The sequence below is a fragment of the Streptomyces sp. NPDC040718 genome (assembly GCF_055593565.1).
The window spans coordinates 168,460-184,456 of sequence record NZ_JBVIXO010000003.1 but is presented as its reverse complement, the minus strand read 5'-3'; the positions used below and the strand labels follow the sequence as shown (position 1 = coordinate 184,456).

Sequence of the window (15,997 nt, the reverse complement as noted above, 5' to 3'; positions counted from 1 at the left end):
CTTCGGTTGCCTTGCGGCGGCCCACCGGATCAGGTGGGCCGGCTTCCCTCTCGCCAGGCCCGCCACAGGCCCGCGTACCGGCCGCCCAGGGCCACCAGTTCCTCGTGGGTTCCCTGTTCGGCGACCCGTCCCGCGTCCAGTACGGCGATCCGGTCCGCGGCCATCGCCTGCGTCAGCCGGTGCGCCACGAACAGGGTGGTCCGGCCGGCGCAGGCGGCGCGCACGGCCCGTTCCAGTCCGGCCGCGCCCTCGCTGCCCGCCTCGGCCGTGGACTCGTCGAGCACCACCACGGGCGTACGGCCGAGCACCAGCCGGGCGAGGGCGATCCGGGCGACCAGGGTGGCGTCCGGGCGCTCACCGCCCTCGCCGACCGCGGTGTCCAGCCCCTCGGGCAGGGCACCGGCCCACTCGGCGGCGCCGGCCGTGCGCAGGGCGTCCGCCAGTTCGGCGTCGGACGCCCCCGGCGCGGCGAGGCGCAGGTCGTCGGCGAGCGTCCCGGAGAAGACGTGCGTCTCCTGGGTCAGGATGCTCACCAGGGCCCGGGCCCCCGCCTCGTCGAGGTCGGCGAGGTCGGTCGGGCCGATGTGCACCGAGCCGGTCTGCGGGGTCCCGATGCCCGCGACGAGGGCGGCGAGGGTCGACTTGCCCGCGCCCGTCGCGCCGACCAGGGCGAGCGAGCCGCCCGCCGGGATCGCCAGGTCGACGTCCCGCAGCACCGGCTCCTCGGCGCCGGGGTAGGTGAAGGTCAGCCCCTTGACCGTGACGGGGTGGGCGCCGGCCTCCGCGGGTGCGACCGCGGGCGCACCCACCAGCCGGTCCGGTGCGCCTTCGCCGAGCACTCCGACCAGCCGGGTCAGGCTCGCGCCGGACTTCTGAGCCTCGTCGAAGGTGAACATGATGGAGCCGAGCGGGGTGAAGAGCCGGTGGAACACGAGGGGGGCCGCCGCCACCTCGCCCAGGGTCGCGGCGCCGGCCTCCAGCAGGGCGTACCCCACCACGATGATCAGCACCAGTCCGATGAACTCGGCGCGGTTCTCCCTGCCGACGAAGCGGCCGAAGAGCCGGAACACCTCGATGCCGAGCTCGCGCACCCGCCAGGACTCGGCGGTGACCTTCTCGCGGACGGCGTCTTCGAGCCGGTAGGCCCGGACCGTGTCGATGCCGTCCAGACCGCTGATCAGGGCCTGTGCCCGGTCGGCCTGGACGGCGCGCTGCCTGCGGTAGAGGGGGGCGGAGCGGGGCAGGTACCAGCGCAGGGCGAGCGCGTACGCGGGCAGCGCGCCGGCGCCGGCCAGGCCGAGCCGCCAGTCCAGGCCGAACATGCCGGCCGTGGCGATGACGACGAGCACGCCGGCGGAGAACACCGTGGGCACGGCCGAGCGGATGCCCCGGGACAGCACGGCGACGTCGTCGCCGACCCGGGAGAGGACGTCGCCCCGGCCGACCTGCTCGATCCGGGCGCTGGGCATGCCCAGGACCGCGCGGACGGCGCCCTCGCGCAGCCGGGCGAGCAGGTCCGCGCCGAGCCGTCCGACCAGGTACGTGGAGAGGGCGGCGGCGACCGCGCCGAGCAGGGCGGCGGCTGCCATCACCGCGCCGGTGCGGAACAGGACCGAGCGCGGTCCGCCGGCGGCCGCGGCGTCGACCACCCGGCCGAGCAGCAGCAGCGGGAGCACCTGGAGCGCGGCCCCCGCCACCGTGGTGAGCACGGTGGCGGAGGTCAGCCAGGGCCTCTCGCGGCAGTGCGCCGCGACCCAGCGGGCGGCCTCGCGGCCCGTCGTCGTGCGCAGGGCCGACGGGGCGGGGCGGGTTCCGGTGGTGCTCACGCCTAGCCGGCCGACTTGACGAGTTCGTCGATCGCGTAGGGCAGGGAGAGCAGCGTGCCCTGGGACATGGCGGCGCCGACGGCGGGTCCCTCGCTGTCGAGGAGGTAGGACACCTTTCCGTTCTTGACGGCCTTCAGGTTGGCGAACAGCTCGGACTTCTTCAGGGCTTCCTGGTCCGCCTTGTCGTTGATCACGAAGATGCGGTCGACGTCGATCAGGTCCATCCGCTCCGGGGAGAGCACGGTGAAGAACTTGCCGCCCGCGATCTTGTCGATCTCGGTCTGCCCCTTGTAGCCGATGCCCGTCACCAGCCGTCCGCGTACGTCGGTGGTGGTGAACGGCGCCGCCGCGTCCTTGTACCAGGACAGCGCCACGGCCGTCTGGTTCGCGAATTCGGGGTGGGCCCCGCGGGCCGCGTCGAGCCGGTCCTGGATGCCCTTCACGCGTGCGGCGCCCTGCCGCTCCTGGCCGAGGGCTTTGGCGATGTGGACGGCGTTGTCCTGCCAGGGGGCGCTGAACGGCTCCTTCTCGGCCTTGGTACGGCCCACCGTGGGGGCGATCTTGGAGAGCTTGTCGTAGGCGGCCCGGTCGATCTCGGAGTAGACGGCGATGATCAGGTCCGGGCGCAGGGCGGCGATCTTCTCGTAGTTGGGGGCGGTGTCGCCGTTGTTCATGACGACCTCGGGGCGGGTGTCGCCCCACTTGTCCTTGACCCAGGGCCACTGGGTGTTGACGTCGGGGCTGGTGCCCGGCGGGTTGGGGTACTGGTCGACCATGCCCACGGGCTTGATGCCGAACGCCAGGACGGCCTGGTCGTCGGTGTAGCCGACGGAGACGACCCGGCGGGGGGCCTTGGCGACCTCGGTGGTGCCGAAGGCGTGCTCGACGGTGACCGGGAAGGCGCCGGTCGCGGCGGCGGGGGCGTCGCCGCCCTTGTCGGCGGCCGGGCCGGAGCCGCATCCGGCGAGGAGGGCGGCCGCGAGGGCCGCTGCGGACAGGGCGGCGGCAGGGCGCCGCCGCGGGTTCGTACGTGGTGCCGTTCGCTGGAGGGGCATCCGCGATCCCTTGCTCTCGTGCCGTCCGTTGCATTGCCGCCCGGGGGCAGCCAAACCCTAGCGCTCCAACTAAGGGCAGCCTAGCCTTAGTTGGCCCCGTATCTATGTCCGAGCGGGGCCGCGCCGTACGTGCGCGCGGCCTATCGGGACGATCAGCGGGCGGTCGCCCACCGGGTCGTCGATGACCTCCGCGCGCAGGCCGAACGCCTCGTACAGCAGGGCGGTGGTGACGATCTCGCGCGGGTGGCCCTGCGCCAGGACCGAACCCGCCTTCATCACCACGAGGTTGTCGCTGTAGCGGATGGCGAGGTTGAGGTCGTGGAGCACCATGACCACCGTGCGGCCGCCCTCGTGCAGGTCGTCCACCAGGTCGAGCACGTCGACGGCGTGGGCGAGGTCGAGGTAGGTGGTCGGCTCGTCGAGCAGCAGCAGGTCGGTGCCCTGGGCCAGCGTCATGGAGATCCAGACGCGCTGGCGCTGCCCGCCGGACAGGGTGTCCACCGGGCGGTCGGCCAGGTCGGACACCCCGGTCATGGCCAGCGCCCGCTCCACCACGGCGGCGTCGTCCGAGGACCACTGCCGAAGCCAGCCCTGGTGCGGGTGCCGGCCCCGGGTGACCAGGTCGGACACGGTCAGCCCCTCCGGCGCGACCGGTGCCTGCGGCAGCAGGCCGAGCTTCTTCGCCACGTCCCTGGTGCGGAGCCGGCCGATGTCCTCCCCGTCCAGCACCACGGTCCCGCCGGTCGGCTTCAGCAGCCGCGACAGGGTCCGCAGCAGGGTCGACTTCCCGCAGCCGTTGGGTCCGATGATGGTGGTGACCACCCCCGGCGGGATCACCACGTCGAGGTCCTCGATGACGGTCCGGCCGCCGTACCCGACCGTGACGCCCCTGGCTGCCAGCCGGGAGGCGCCACCGGCCCCGGAAGCGCCCCCGGTGTCGTGCTCTGCGGCCACGAGTCCCCCTGTTCCGTGTGTGCCCGAATGTGTGACGGCTAGGACAGGCCCTGGCGGAGGTTGGCCCGCACCAGCAGGTATACGAGGAAGGGACCGCCGATCGCGGCCGTGACCACGCCGACGGGAAGGGTGACGGGCAGCGCCGTACGGGCGACCAGGTCCGCCCCGATCAGCAGCAGGGCCCCCACCAGCCCGGAGGCCGCCAACGGCGGTGTCGGGCACCTCGCCAGACGCATCGCCGCCTGCGGCGCCACCAGCGCGACGAACGGAACCGGGCCCGCCGCGCTCACCGCGACACCGGCCAGCAGCACCGCGCACAGCAGCAGCACGGCCCGTACGGCCGAGTAGCGCACCCCGAGCCCGGCGGCGACCTCGTCACCCAGGTGCAGCGGCTTGAACTGGAACGCCGCGCACGCCACGACGCCCAGCAGCACGAGCGTGCACCAGAGCGCCACCCGGACCTCGCCCCACGAGCGGCCGTCCAGCGAGCCGATCAGCCACGCCTGCGCGCGGGCCACGTCCCTGATGTCGGCCGTGACCAGCAGCCAGGTCGTGACCGCCTCCGTCACGGCGCTCACCGAGATGCCGACCAGGATCAGCCGGAATCCGTCGACCCCGCGCCGCCACGCCAGGAAGTAGACCAGCAGGCCCGCGCCGAGCCCGCCCGCGAGCGCCGCCGCGGACAGGCCCACGGCGTCGGCGACGGCCGCGGCGGCCCCGCCGGAGACCGTGACCAGGAAGACCGCCACCATGCCGGCGCCCCCGGTGATCCCCAGGATGTCCGGGCTGGCCAGCGGGTTGCGCGCGACGGACTGGGTGATCGCCCCGGACACCCCCACGGCGACGCCCACGACCAGCCCGGCCAGCGCCCTCGGCATCCGCAGGTCCATGATCACGAACTGGTCGACCCGCTCGCCGCCGCCGAGGACGGTGGCGACCACCTGCGGCAGGGCGATGGGGAACTCCCCGACGCCGATGGACAGGCAGGCCAGCAGGAAGACCGCCGCGGCCAGCAGCACGGTGGCCGCCGCGATCCAGGGCCGCCAGACGAACGACACCCGGCCGAGCCGCACCCCCGGCGCCACCACTGCCCTCATGTCCGCCCCGTTCACGCGCTCTTGAACTTTCCGCGCCACACCAGCACCGCGAAGAACGGCGCCCCGAGCAGGGCCACCAGGACCCCCGCGTCCAGCTCGCCGGGCCGCACCACCAGACGTCCCGCGATGTCGCAGACCAGCAGGACGATCGCGCCGAGCAGGCCCGCGTACGGCACCAGCCGGCGGTAGTCCGGACCGGTCAGGTACCGGGCCACGTGGGCCACCATCAGGCCGAGGAACGCGATGGGGCCGCAGGCCGCCGTCGCCGCGCCCGCCAGCAGGGTGATCGCGACGATGCCGGCGCTCCGGACCAGCGTGGTGTTCACGCCGAGCCCCCGCGCCACGTCGTCCCCCAGGTTCAGCAGGTTGACCGCGGGCAGGGTGGCCAGGGCCAGTACCAGCCCGGCGGCGACGAACGCCGCCACCGGCCCGATGACAGCGAAGCCGACCCCGGACACGGAGCCCGCGTTCCAGAACCGCAGCGCGTTCAGCGAGGCCTGGTCCGACAGCGCGACCGCTGTGGTCATCGCCGCGAGGAACACCGTGACCCCCTGCCCCGCCAGTGCCAGGGTCAGCGGATTGCCGGCCCCCCGCCCGATGCTCGCCAGCCCGAACACGACGGCCCCTGCGACCGCCGCCCCCAGGAAGGCGAACCAGACGTACTGGAACGGGCTGGTGAATCCGAACTCCGCGATCACCGTCACCACGGCGAACGAGGCGCCCGAGTTCACCCCCAGCAGCCCCGTGTCGGCGATCGGGTTGCGCGTGTACCCCTGGATCAGCGCCCCGCCGGCCCCCAGGGCGGTTCCGGCCACGATCGCGAGGACCGTCCGGGGCACCCGTACGGTCTGCACGATGAGCCTGATCTCGGTCAGCCTCCGGTCGGCTTCCTGCCCCGCGAACAGCCCCTGCCACACCTCCGCGGGAGTGAGCGCGCGGGCGCCCACGGCCAGCGACACCACGGCCGCCACGAGCAGGACCGCCACCAGCGTGCCCGGCCCCGCCGCCCGCCGCCGGCGCGGCGCCCGGGGCGCGCCCCCGGGCGCGGGGCGCTCCATCGCGCTCGTCGTGCCCATCTCCGAGTAGGCCACCTTCCGCTAGCGGGCGGTGCTGCCGGTGCCGTCCGCGACGGTCCGGGCCGTGCCGGAGCCGGGTCCCGGTCCGGGGCTGCGGCCCAGGAGGGAGCCGAGGATCTCGCCGACCCTGACGGCGGTGTTGGACAGCAGGGAGGAGGTGATGCCGTGCGTGTGTTCGGTTCCGCCCTGCACGTAGATGCCGCAGCGCACGCCGGGGTCGGTGCCGATGCGGTAGTCGCGTTCGACGCGCAAGCGCCCCTCGTCGTCGCGCAGGCAGCGGCCGGCGACCTCGCCGAGGAGGCCGAGGGGGTCGGCGGGCCGGTAGCCGGTGGCGAAGACCACGGCGTCAGCGTCCAGGGGGGTCTCCTCGCCGGTGACGAGCGACCGCACGGTGGCCCGCACCCCGGCCGCGGGGTCCTCCTTCACCTCCGTCAGCCGGGAGACGTTGAGGAAGCGCAGGCGTTCGGTCCCGAGGACCTTCTCCTGGTACATCTGCCGGTACAGGTCGTCGATCAGGTCGATGTCCACCACGGAGTAGTTGGTGTTGCGGTGGTAGTCCATCAGGCCGCGCTTGACGTCCTCGGGGGCGGTGAAGAACTCGTCGACCGCCTCCGGGTCGAAGATCCGGTTGGCGAAGCCGCTGTCGTCGGCGGGACTGTAGCCGTAGCGGGTGAAGACGGCGCAGACCTCGGCACCGGGGAAGCGGCGGTGCAGGTAGGCCACGTTCTCCGCGGCGCTCTGCCCCGCGCCCACGACGATGAACCGGGAGGGCGCGGACCCGGCCATCTCCTCGACCCTGGTCAGGAGTTCGGAGGTGTGCCAGACGTGTTCCGTGCGTTCCACGCCCTCCGGCATCAAGGGGCGCAGCCCGGTGCCGATGACGAGGTTGCGCGCCCGGTGCAGGGCGAGGCCCTCCCCCGAGCGGACGGTGACGTCGAGGTGTTCCACGACCCCGTCGCCGGATAGGACGGGGGTCACGCCCACGACCTCGTGGCCGTAGCAGACCATGTCGTCGACCTGGGCCGCGGCCCATTCCAGGTAGTCGTGGAACTCCACCCGCAGGGGGAAGAGGCTCTTGTGGTTGATGAAGTCGACCAGCCGGCCCCTGCTCTTGAGGTAGCACAGGAAGCTGAACTCGCTGGCCGGGTTCCGCAGGGTCACCAGGTCCTTGAGGAAGGACACCTGCATGGTGGCGTCGTCGATGAGCATGCCGCGGTGCCAGCCGAAGCGCGGCTGGACCTCGAAGAACTGGGCGGTGATCGCGTCCTGTCTGCCGACGCGTGCGTTGTGCTCGCTGAGCGCGATCGCCATGGCCACGTTGGACGGTCCGAAGCCGATGCCTACGAGGTCGTGGATCAGAGGGGCGTCGCCGGGACGAGCCTGTGCCATGTCACTCCCATCGTGCGGGGGCGGCCGCAGCGCCGCGCGGCGGCCGTTGGTCGAGCAATGGGGAAATACGGGACGCGGGACCGCCGGCCAAGGCCCCGGCCCGAAACTTAGGTAAGGCTAAGCTGATTCTCTTGGGGCTGTCGAGGGGCCGGAGCGGGCCGGCGGGAGCACACGGAAGCCAACACGCCCCCCAATGCGCCCCGTTGCGCGCTTAGGCAAGCCTTGCTTAACTGACCGGCGGCCAACCCCCTGCGCTGAGGAGGAACTCCATGCGGGTCGTCATGTTCGGCTACCAGACCTGGGGGCACCGCACCCTGCAAGCCCTCCTGGACTCCGAGCACGACGTGGTACTGGTCGTCACGCATCCCAAGAGCGAGCACGTCTACGAGAAGATCTGGAGCGACTCCGTCGCCGACCTCGCCGAGGAGCACGGCGTCCCGGTACTGCTGCGCAACCGCCCCGACGACGACGAGCTGTTCGAGCGCCTCCGGACCGCCGACCCGGACGTCATCGTCGCCAACAACTGGCGGACCTGGATCCCCCCGCGCGTCTTCGGCCTGCCCCGCCACGGCACGCTGAACGTGCACGACTCGCTGCTCCCGAAGTACGCCGGGTTCTCCCCGCTGATCTGGGCCCTGATCAACGGGGAGACCGAAGTGGGCGTCACCGCGCACATGATGAACGACGAGCTCGACGCCGGCGACATCGTGCGGCAGGAGGCGGTCCCGGTCGGACCTGCGGACACCGCCACCGACCTCTTCCACAAGACCGTCGACCTGATCGCCCCGGTCACCATCGGCGCGCTCGGGCTGATCGCCTCCGGGCAGCGGGAGTTCACCCGCCAGGACCGCTCGCAGGCGAGCTTCTTCCACAAGCGCTCCGTCGAGGACGGCCGGATCGACTGGACCTGGCCCGCGGAGACCCTCGAACGCCTGGTCCGCGCCCAGTCCGACCCGTACCCCAGCGCCTTCACCTTCCACAGGGGCCGGCGCGTCGAGGTCCTGGCCGCCGCGGTCTCCCGCGCCCGGTACGGCGGCACGCCCGGCCGGATCTTCTACCGCGAGGACGACGGCGTGGTGATCGTCGCCGGCGCCGACGCCGCCACCGGCCGCAACCACGGCCTGGCCGTCACGCGCGTACGGACCGAGGACGGACGCGAGCTGCCCGCGACCGAGTACTTCACCTCCATGGGCGGCTACCTGACCCGGACACCGTGAGCCCCCGGGGGTCCGGCCGGCGGTTCCAGCGCATCCGGGACCACGGCAGGCACAGCTCGTCCGCACCGGTGACCTCGCACGGTACGAGGTCGCCGATGCGGGCGGCCTCGCGGTGGCGGGCGTAGACGGAGTCGACGTAGCGGTGCCCGGTGTCGGCCGCGACGAAGACGACGGTCCGCTCCGGGGCGCGCCCCAGTTCGTGGCGGGCCGCCAGGTAGCCGGCGCCGGTGGACAGCCCCGCGAAGACCGCGTGCCGGCGCAGCAGGTCGACTCCGCCGGCGAGGGCCGCGTCGAAGGAGATCCAGTGCAGGGTGTCGTACAGCTCGTGCGCCACGTTGCCGAAGGGGATGGAGCTGCCGATGCCCGCGATGATGATCTCGGGGTCGCTGACGTGCTCCGCGCCGAAGGTGACGCTGCCGTAGGGCTGTACGCCGGCCAGCTCCACGTCCGCGCCGCCGCCCTGGCCCGCGCGGAGGTAGCGGGCGAGGGCGCCGGTGGAGGCGCCCGAGCCGACCCCGCCGACGAGGGTGAGCGGGCCGTCGCCGACCGCCTCCCTGATCCGGTCGGCGACGGCCCGGTAGCCGAGGTAGTGGACGTCGTCGTGGTACTGCCGCATCCAGTGGTACTCGGGGTATTCGGCGAGGATCTCGTGGATCCGCTCGACCCGCCGCTTCTGGTCCAGCTTGAGGTCGCTGCACGGCTCCATCCGCTCCAGCGTCGCGCCGAGCACGGCGAGCTGGACGCCGAGGGTGCGGTCCACCGTCGTCGAGCCGACGATGTGGCAGCGCATGCCGTACCGGTGGCAGGCGAGGGCGAGGGCGTACGCGTAGATCCCGCTGGAGCTGTCCAGCAGGGTGTCGCCGCGCCGCACGGCGCCGGTGTCCAGCAGGTGGCGCACCGCCGCGAGGGCGGAGACCGCCTTCATCGTCTCAAAGCGCAGGCAGACGAGCCGGTCGTCGAGCCGTACCAGGTCCGGCCGGCCGACCGCCTCCGCGATGTGCTGGTCCATTCGGGATCTCCTCGGTGGTGGTGAAGGTCCGGGTGGCGGGGATGCCGTGGGCGTCCAGGGCGCGCAGGCAGGAGCGCACGCGGTGCCGCAGGCCGGGTGCGGCCGGGTCGAGCAGCAGGCCCGCCACGGCCCCGCTGTGCGCGATCTGCACGCCCGCCGCCCCGACCCGCCGGGCGATAGCGGTGAGCGCCTCGAACTCCGGGTGGGCCAGCACGCGCTGGCCGGTCCGGGCGCTGGCGGTGGCGACCTCGCCGAGCAGCCGTACGTCGCCGGTGGCGACCGCCCGGCGCAGCAGCGCGCGCAGCCGCTCGAAGGCCCGTACCTCGTCCGCGCCGGCCTCGGCGGGCGGGCGTACGGGCAGGGACAGGGTGTCCACGGGCGCGCCCCCGCCGAGGGCGCAGCCCACCACGACCAGCGGCGGCAGGGCCGGGCCGAGGACCTCCAGGACGCGGCCCTCGCGCTGGGCGAAGAGCACCGGCCGGCCGTCCAGCATCAGCGGGTCGCAGGCCAGTTCCGCGCGTACGGCCAGCCCGGCGACCGTGTCCGGCGGCAGCCGCAGCCCGTACCCGTCGGCGACCGCGCGCACGGCGGCGATCACGTCACTGGTGGAGCTGCCCATGCCCAGGCCCACCGGGACGCCGCCGGTGAGCCGCAACTCGCCGCCGCAGGGCGGCCTCCCGGACCGCCGCGCGCACTCCGCGACCGCGAGGGCGGCGGCCCGGGCGGCCTTGGTCCGGCCGGCGGGTACGACGGTGAGGGCCCCCGGGTCCGTCCCGGGCCGGGGGTGGAACCGGGCACGGCTGCCGGGGCCGGCCATGGGGAGGGTGACCAGGCCCGCGCAGCGGCGTCCGGCGCCGTCGAGGAAGACGCCCTGGAGGATCTCGCCGTGGTGGCAGGGGGCGCGCCCGCTGCCCGCGCGGAGGGCACCGGGAGCGGCGACGGTACGGGCGGGCGCGGTACGGGTGGCGGGGATCATGCGCGGTCCGCCGTCCGGTAGCGGTACAGGACGGTCTCCCCGGCACTGAACTGGGAGAAGGGAAACGGTTCTGCGGACAGGGCCGTCACCCCGGACCCGAGGAAGGCCCGGGCCACCGCGCTGCCGCTCTGCGCGTAGACGACCAGCGGGACGCCCCGGGACCGGCAGCGCTCCAGGATGGTGTCGAACGAGCCGTTGCCCAGGGTCATCCCGGTGGCGACGACGGCGTCGGCTCGCTCCAGCACCTCGTGCATGTCGTCGGTGACGGGGTCGCCCCACTGGGTGGCCTTCAGGTTGAAGTCGCAGGGCAGCGGTACGCCCCCGCGCTCGCGGATCGCCGCGACCAGCGGGTTGACCACCCCGATCAGGCCGACGGAGGCGCCCTCCTCGATGTCGAGCAGGCCCGCGATGGCCGCGTCCCTGGCCCCGGCCCGGACCTCCGGGGCACCGGCGGGCAGGACGACCGGTTCGGCGTCGCCCGCGCCGGCGGCCGCGGCGTGCGGGCGCACCCCGCCGAGGTAGGCGTCGAGCGCGGCGGTCCGCAGCGGACGCGGGGCCTCGCGCAGCAGGACGTCGAGCGGGGCGCCTGAGTAGTCGCGGCAGAGCGCGGGGTCGATCTGCCCGGCCTCGAAGGCGCAGCCGCCGAAGGAGGCGCCGGCGCGGACCAGGACGTACTGGTTGAGGTAGGTCGTGTCGCCGCCGGCCAGCCGGGTGCCGTGGTGGATCCAGAAGACGCTGGTGGCCGTGAGCTCGGAGGGGAGCGGGCCGTGCGAGCCCGCGAGGACGGCCTCGGTGAGGGCGTCGACGGTGGTGCGGGTACTGGTGGTGCCGTGCATGGGTGTCCTCTTCAGGGTGCGGGTCGGGGTGTCGCGGGGAGGGGGCCCCGGTAGCCGACGGCGGGGTTGCCGAGGGCGTCGGTGGTGAGTTCGGCGTCCACCTCGAAGACCTCGGCGAGCCGTTCGCGGGTCAGTACGGCGGCGGGGGTGCCCGAGGCGGCCAGGCGGCCGTGGTGCAGGAGCAGCAGCCGGTCGCAGTACCGGGCGGCGAGCGACAGGTCGTGCAGGGCGATGAGGACGGTCCGGCCGGTGCCGGTGAGCAGCTCCATCAGTTCCAGCTGGTGGCGGACGTCGAGGTGGTTGGTGGGCTCGTCCAGGAGCAGCCCGTACGGCTGCTGGGCCAGCGCGCGGGCGATGTGCGCGCGTTGCCGCTCGCCGCCCGACAGGGCCCGCCAGGACCGTCCGGCGAGCCCGGTGAGCCCGACGCGTTCCAGTGCGGCGGCGACCACCGTCCGGTCGCGGGCGTCGGGTCCGCGCCAGCGGTCGCGGAACGGGGTCCGCCCGAGGCCGACGACGTCGGCGACCGTCAGGTCGCTGTCGGCGGCCGCGTCCTGCCCGACGAAGGCGACGTGGCGGGCGGTCCGGCGCGCGCTCCAGTCCCGTACGCACTCGCCGTCGTACCGGACGGTGCCCGCGTCGGGGGTGCGCAGCCCGGCGAGGCAGCGGAGCAGCGAGGACTTGCCGGAGCCGTTGGGGCCCAGCAGGCCGACCGTCTCCCCTGGGGCGACGTCCAGGCTGACGCCGCGTACGACGGGCGTGCCCGCCACGGACCAGTCCAGCCCTTCTGCGCCGATCCTCACAGCTCCCCCCTCCTGCGCAGGACGAGGAGGAAGAGCGGTACGCCGAGCAGGGCGGTGATCACGCCGACGGGCACCTCGCGGGGTGCGAAGGCGATCCGGGCCAGCGCGTCCGTCCACACCAGGAACACCGCGCCGGCCAGAGCCGCGTACGGCAGCAGCACCCGGTGCCGCGGGCCGGCGAGGAACCGCACCCCGTGGGGGACGATCAGGCCGACGAAGCCGATGGCGCCGACGGTGGCCACGGCCACGGCGGTCAGCACGGCGGTGACCACGAGCAGCAGCAGCCGGGTGCGCCGTACGCCGATGCCGAGGGAGGCGGCGGTGTCGCCGCCGAAGGCGAGCCCGTCGAGGGCGTTCGAGCAGAGCCAGGCGGCCGCCAGGCCCAGCGGGGTGACGGCCGCGCAGACCGCGACGGTGTCCCAGCGGGCCGGCGCCATCGAGCCGAGCAGCCAGTGGGTGACGGCCCGCGTGGTGTCCGCGTCCGCCGAGGCCATCAGGACCAGCGAGGTGAGCGCGGTGAAGAGCTGGCCGACGACCACACCGGTCAGCACGATGCGGACCGAGTCCAGTCCGGTGCGCCGGAGCAGCAGCAGGAGCGCGCCGAAGGAGAGGAGCGCGCCGGCGAGCGCCCCGCCGGTGACCCCGAGCGCGCCCGCGCCCACCCCGAGCACGACGACGGCGACGGCTCCCGCCGAGGCGCCGGAGGAGACGCCCAGCAGGTAGGGGTCGGCCAGGGCGTTGCGGGTGACGGCCTGGAGGACCGCGCCGCAGACGGCCAGCGAGGCGCCCACGAGGGCGGCCATCAGCACGCGCGGCAGCCGCAGGTCCCAGACGAGGGAGTCCAGCAGCGGGGGCAGCGGCTCCACGGCCAGACCGAGCCGGGACCCGAGGACCCGGGCGAGGCCGCTCCAGCCGACGTCGGCGGTGCCGGTGCGCACGGCCGCCGCCAGGGAGCCCGCCAGGACGGCGGCGGCGGCGGGGCCGCGGACGGCACCGAGGGTGCGGCGCCCACGGCGCGGCCCCGCGGAGGCCGGCCCGGACCGGGCGGCGCCGGAGCCGGAGCCCGCGCCGGCCGCGTCCGGCACCGCCGGCCCGCGCCCCGCCCGCTCGCGGGCCTCCGGGAGCAGCGGGTCCGCCACGGGCCGGGGGCCGGCCGGGAGCAGCAGGTCCGCCGGGCCGCCGTGCCCGCCCGGGTCAGCGGACATGTCCGAGGTCCTTCATCCCGGCGGCCAGCAGCCCGAGGGCGTGCACCGACCGCACGGAGGGGTCGAGTTCGATGCCCGGTACCTCGATGATGCGGCCGTCGCGGACCGCGCCCAGCCGGGACACCACCGGGTGCTGCGCCATCACGGCGCGCTTCTCGGCGGCGCTGTCGCCGGGGCGCCCCCGCTCCGAGAGGTCGCCGATCACGATGAAGTCGGGGTCCCGTTCGGCGACTTCCTCCCAGGAGACCTCCGGCCAGTCCCCGTCGACGTCGTCGAAGGCGTTCCTGGCGCCGACGATCCGGCTCATCTCGCCGGGCAGGCCGCTCTTCCCGGCGACGTACGGCATGCCGTTGAAGACGGAGTACAGGTAGACCACGGTGGGCCGGTCCGCGCCCTGCGGGGCCTTGGCGCCGGTCTCCGCCGCCCTGGCGACGGCGGCCCGCTGGCCGGCGGCCAGCCTGCCCGCGCGCTCTTCGGCGCCGAAGACGCGGCCGAGGTTCTCGTAGTCGGAGAAGAGCAGTTCGAAGGGGGACTTCCCGGCGGGGTTCCGCTCGGGGCAGTCCACGGCGCTGACGAAGGCGGGGACCTTGAGGGCGGCCAGCTCCTCGCGGGTTCCGGCGCGGTCCGCGGTGAAGAGGTCGGCGGATCCGGCGACGACGAAGTCGGGGGTGGCCGCGCGCAGTTGCTCGCCCGTGGCGATCTTGGGGGCGATGACCGGGATCTTGGCGTAGGCGGCCTCGTACTGCGGGGGGATCTTCGTCTTGAGGTTGGCGGTTCCGGCCATCCGGTCCTGGAGGCCCAGTTCGAGGAGGGTCTCGGTGGAGGCCTGGTCGAGGGCGACGGCCCGCTTCGGGGGTGCGGCGAAGGCCAGCGGGCTGCCGCAGCTGGTCACCGATGCCGCTCCGGCAGCGGGCGCGGGGGCCGCCGCACCGGAGCCGCCGCCGCCCGCAGTGGAGCAGCCGGCGGTGGCGAGGGCGAGGGTGGCGAGGGTGAGGGCGATGCCGGGGCGGGCGGGGTGGCGCATGGGTTCTCCGGTCTGGGGGCGGGGGCGGGCGTTGTCGTGCACCGGGCAGAAGTGCCGCGATGGAAGGGTACTGTAATGGCAATCATTTTCATTAACCACCTCGGGGGTGGTTCCCCGAACCGCCTCCCCGCCTTCCAGGAGCACCCGCCCCGTGGCCACCACACCCGCACCGACCGCCGCCAAGTCCCCTCCCCCGCCCCCTCGTTCGATCCTGCGCGAACCCGCCTTCCTGCGGCTCTGGGCGGGCACCACCGCCTCCGGCCTCGCGACCTGGGCCCTGCCCTTCGTCCTCGGGCTCGCCGTGCTCCACCGCGATCTCGGAGCCGCCGGCCTCGGACTGGTCCTCGCCGCGCGCACCGCCGGATTCCTCGCCGCCGTCGCCGTGGGCGGCGTACTGGCAGACCGGCACTCGCGCCGTGCGGTCGTCCTCTGGTCGGCCCTCGCGGCGGGGGCCGCCGCGCCCCTGCTCGCCGCCGGACTCGGCCGCTCCCTCGTGCTGATGACGGCCGCCGCCGCCCTCGCCGGTGCCGGACAGGGCGCCTGCCGACCGGCGTTCCAGGCACTCGTCGCCGAGACCGTCGACCCGGAGCGGCGGCAGCAGGCCAACGCCGCCATGACCCTCGCGGTGCGCGCCTCCACGCTCGCCGGCCCCGCCCTGACGGCGCTGCTCGCCGCCTTCCTCGACGTGCGGACGCTGCTCCTCGGCATCGGGCTGCTCTGGCTGGCCGCCGCACTCGTCCCCGCCCGGGGCGCCGCCTCCCCGGCCCCGGCGGCCGGTCCCGCACCGCGCGCCGGCTTCCGCGCGGAGTTCGCGGAGGGGATACGCGAGGCGCGCCGGCACCCCTGGTTCCCGGCCGGACTCGCCGCCCTCGTCTGCGTCATCTCGCTCGGCTACTCCGCCACCAGCGTCGCCCTGCCGCTGATCAGCCGGGACCGCTACGGCACCGAGTGGGTGCTGGCCGCGGCCATGACCGCCTACACGGTGGGCGCGCTCGCCGGAGCGCTGCTCATGGCCCGGCGGCGGCCGCGCTCGCAGGGCTGGGCCGCCTTCGCCGGGCTGGCGGCGTACGGGTTCGCGCCGCTGAGCCTCGTACTGCCCGTGCACCCGGCGGTGGTCGTCGCCGCGTACGCGGTCGCCGGGACCGGGATAGAGCTGTTCAACGTGCCCTGGTTCACGGCCACCCAGCGCGAGGTGGCCCCGGACAAGCTGGCCCGGGTCTCCTCGCTGGACTTCCTCGTGTCCTACGGCCTGGCTCCGGTCGGGCTGGCCCTGATCGCCCCCGCCATCGACGCCTTCGGGGTCACGGCCGTCCTCGCGGTCTGCGCCGCCGCCTGCTTCCTCGTACCGGCGGCGGCCGCCCTGGTGCCCACCGCCCGCCACTTCGCCCGCACGGCCCCGGCGGCGCGCGGCTGACCGCACCGGCCGGGGGGTTCCCCGACACCCGCTACCCGAGGGCGGCACGGGTGTCATCCCGCAATGTTCCGGATCCCCCGGCCGCATGGCCGTCGCCACGTTCCCGAGCGCCAGTCCAC

The 15,997-nt window shown here is 74.6% G+C and carries 14 protein-coding genes; 2 read left to right on the top strand and 12 right to left on the bottom strand.

Annotated features, from left to right (window positions below):
* Nucleotides 1-29 precede the first annotated feature (29 nt).
* The 6 genes from ACZ597_RS09555 to ACZ597_RS09530 form a co-directional block, all read right to left on the bottom strand.
* On the bottom strand, nucleotides 30-1,826 hold the full coding sequence (locus ACZ597_RS09555) for an ABC transporter ATP-binding protein (protein WP_471327245.1): 1,797 nt from the start codon (nucleotides 1,824-1,826) through the stop codon (nucleotides 30-32).
* Nucleotides 1,827-1,828: 2 nt separating this feature from the next.
* The gene (locus ACZ597_RS09550; RefSeq protein WP_471327242.1) at nucleotides 1,829-2,881 is read right to left on the bottom strand and encodes an iron-siderophore ABC transporter substrate-binding protein; all 1,053 of its coding nucleotides are present in this window, start codon (nucleotides 2,879-2,881) and stop codon (nucleotides 1,829-1,831) included.
* A gap of 102 nt (nucleotides 2,882-2,983) precedes the next feature.
* Nucleotides 2,984-3,835 (bottom strand): ABC transporter ATP-binding protein, encoded by an 852-nt coding sequence (locus ACZ597_RS09545; protein ID WP_471327239.1) that lies wholly within the window; start codon nucleotides 3,833-3,835, stop codon nucleotides 2,984-2,986.
* A 38-nt stretch (nucleotides 3,836-3,873) separates the two neighbouring features.
* Nucleotides 3,874-4,932, bottom strand: coding sequence for a FecCD family ABC transporter permease (locus ACZ597_RS09540; RefSeq protein WP_471327236.1), 1,059 nt, complete (start codon nucleotides 4,930-4,932; stop codon nucleotides 3,874-3,876).
* A gap of 11 nt (nucleotides 4,933-4,943) precedes the next feature.
* Nucleotides 4,944-6,008 (bottom strand): FecCD family ABC transporter permease, encoded by a 1,065-nt coding sequence (locus tag ACZ597_RS09535; protein WP_471327233.1) that lies wholly within the window; start codon nucleotides 6,006-6,008, stop codon nucleotides 4,944-4,946.
* 21 nt (nucleotides 6,009-6,029) lie between these two features.
* Nucleotides 6,030-7,397, bottom strand: a complete 1,368-nt coding sequence (locus ACZ597_RS09530) for a lysine N(6)-hydroxylase/L-ornithine N(5)-oxygenase family protein (protein ID WP_471327230.1) — start codon at nucleotides 7,395-7,397, stop codon at nucleotides 6,030-6,032.
* Between the two features lie 269 nt (nucleotides 7,398-7,666).
* On the opposite strand from ACZ597_RS09530, the gene ACZ597_RS09525 reads away from it, so the two are divergent.
* Nucleotides 7,667-8,614: a methionyl-tRNA formyltransferase gene (locus ACZ597_RS09525; RefSeq protein WP_471327228.1), complete on the top strand. Its 948-nt coding sequence runs from the start codon at nucleotides 7,667-7,669 to the stop codon at nucleotides 8,612-8,614.
* Here the strand turns inward: ACZ597_RS09525 and ACZ597_RS09520 are convergent.
* From ACZ597_RS09520 to ACZ597_RS09495, 6 genes are read right to left on the bottom strand one after another with little or no spacing between them, the layout of a single operon-like run.
* Nucleotides 8,577-9,623 carry a pyridoxal-phosphate dependent enzyme gene (locus ACZ597_RS09520; protein WP_471327225.1) on the bottom strand — a complete coding sequence of 349 codons (1,047 nt, stop codon included), beginning with the start codon at nucleotides 9,621-9,623 and terminating at the stop codon, nucleotides 8,577-8,579. The two genes, ACZ597_RS09525 and ACZ597_RS09520, sit on opposite strands and share 38 nt — an antisense overlap.
* Complete coding sequence (locus ACZ597_RS09515; RefSeq protein WP_471327222.1) at nucleotides 9,544-10,599, bottom strand: GHMP family kinase ATP-binding protein; 1,056 nt, start codon at nucleotides 10,597-10,599, stop codon at nucleotides 9,544-9,546. The genes ACZ597_RS09520 and ACZ597_RS09515 overlap by 80 nt, the downstream gene beginning before the upstream one ends.
* Entirely contained in the window at nucleotides 10,596-11,435 is an 840-nt protein-coding gene (locus ACZ597_RS09510; protein ID WP_471327219.1) for a Rossmann-like domain-containing protein, read from the bottom strand. Before ACZ597_RS09510 ends, ACZ597_RS09515 begins: the two co-directional genes overlap by 4 nt.
* An 11-nt stretch (nucleotides 11,436-11,446) precedes the next feature.
* Entirely contained in the window at nucleotides 11,447-12,235 is a 789-nt protein-coding gene (locus ACZ597_RS09505) for an ABC transporter ATP-binding protein (protein ID WP_471327216.1), read from the bottom strand.
* Complete coding sequence (locus tag ACZ597_RS09500) at nucleotides 12,232-13,440, bottom strand: FecCD family ABC transporter permease (RefSeq protein WP_471327213.1); 1,209 nt, start codon at nucleotides 13,438-13,440, stop codon at nucleotides 12,232-12,234. Before ACZ597_RS09500 ends, ACZ597_RS09505 begins: the two co-directional genes overlap by 4 nt.
* Nucleotides 13,430-14,464 carry an ABC transporter substrate-binding protein gene (locus ACZ597_RS09495; RefSeq protein WP_471327210.1) on the bottom strand — a complete coding sequence of 345 codons (1,035 nt, stop codon included), beginning with the start codon at nucleotides 14,462-14,464 and terminating at the stop codon, nucleotides 13,430-13,432. The genes ACZ597_RS09500 and ACZ597_RS09495 overlap by 11 nt, the downstream gene beginning before the upstream one ends.
* A gap of 151 nt (nucleotides 14,465-14,615) precedes the next feature.
* Between ACZ597_RS09495 and ACZ597_RS09490 the strand changes: the two genes are divergently transcribed.
* Nucleotides 14,616-15,878 (top strand): MFS transporter, encoded by a 1,263-nt coding sequence (locus ACZ597_RS09490; RefSeq protein WP_471327207.1) that lies wholly within the window; start codon nucleotides 14,616-14,618, stop codon nucleotides 15,876-15,878.
* The last annotated feature ends 119 nt before the right edge of the window (nucleotides 15,879-15,997 follow it).

Excerpts from the sequence above, each read along its gene's own strand:
- ACZ597_RS09530 (WP_471327230.1), bottom strand. The coding sequence starts at position 7,397 with ATGGCACAGGCTCGTCCCGGCGACGCCCCTCTGATCCACGACCTCGTA.
- ACZ597_RS09495 (WP_471327210.1), bottom strand. The coding sequence starts at position 14,464 with ATGCGCCACCCCGCCCGCCCCGGCATCGCCCTCACCCTCGCCACCCTC.
- ACZ597_RS09540 (WP_471327236.1), bottom strand. The coding sequence starts at position 4,932 with ATGAGGGCAGTGGTGGCGCCGGGGGTGCGGCTCGGCCGGGTGTCGTTC.
- ACZ597_RS09535 (WP_471327233.1), bottom strand. The coding sequence starts at position 6,008 with ATGGGCACGACGAGCGCGATGGAGCGCCCCGCGCCCGGGGGCGCGCCC.
- ACZ597_RS09515 (WP_471327222.1), bottom strand. The coding sequence starts at position 10,599 with ATGATCCCCGCCACCCGTACCGCGCCCGCCCGTACCGTCGCCGCTCCC.
- ACZ597_RS09525 (WP_471327228.1), top strand. The coding sequence starts at position 7,667 with ATGCGGGTCGTCATGTTCGGCTACCAGACCTGGGGGCACCGCACCCTG.
- ACZ597_RS09550 (WP_471327242.1), bottom strand. The coding sequence starts at position 2,881 with ATGCCCCTCCAGCGAACGGCACCACGTACGAACCCGCGGCGGCGCCCT.
- ACZ597_RS09520 (WP_471327225.1), bottom strand. The coding sequence starts at position 9,623 with ATGGACCAGCACATCGCGGAGGCGGTCGGCCGGCCGGACCTGGTACGG.
- ACZ597_RS09510 (WP_471327219.1), bottom strand. The coding sequence starts at position 11,435 with ATGCACGGCACCACCAGTACCCGCACCACCGTCGACGCCCTCACCGAG.
- ACZ597_RS09500 (WP_471327213.1), bottom strand. The coding sequence starts at position 13,440 with ATGTCCGCTGACCCGGGCGGGCACGGCGGCCCGGCGGACCTGCTGCTC.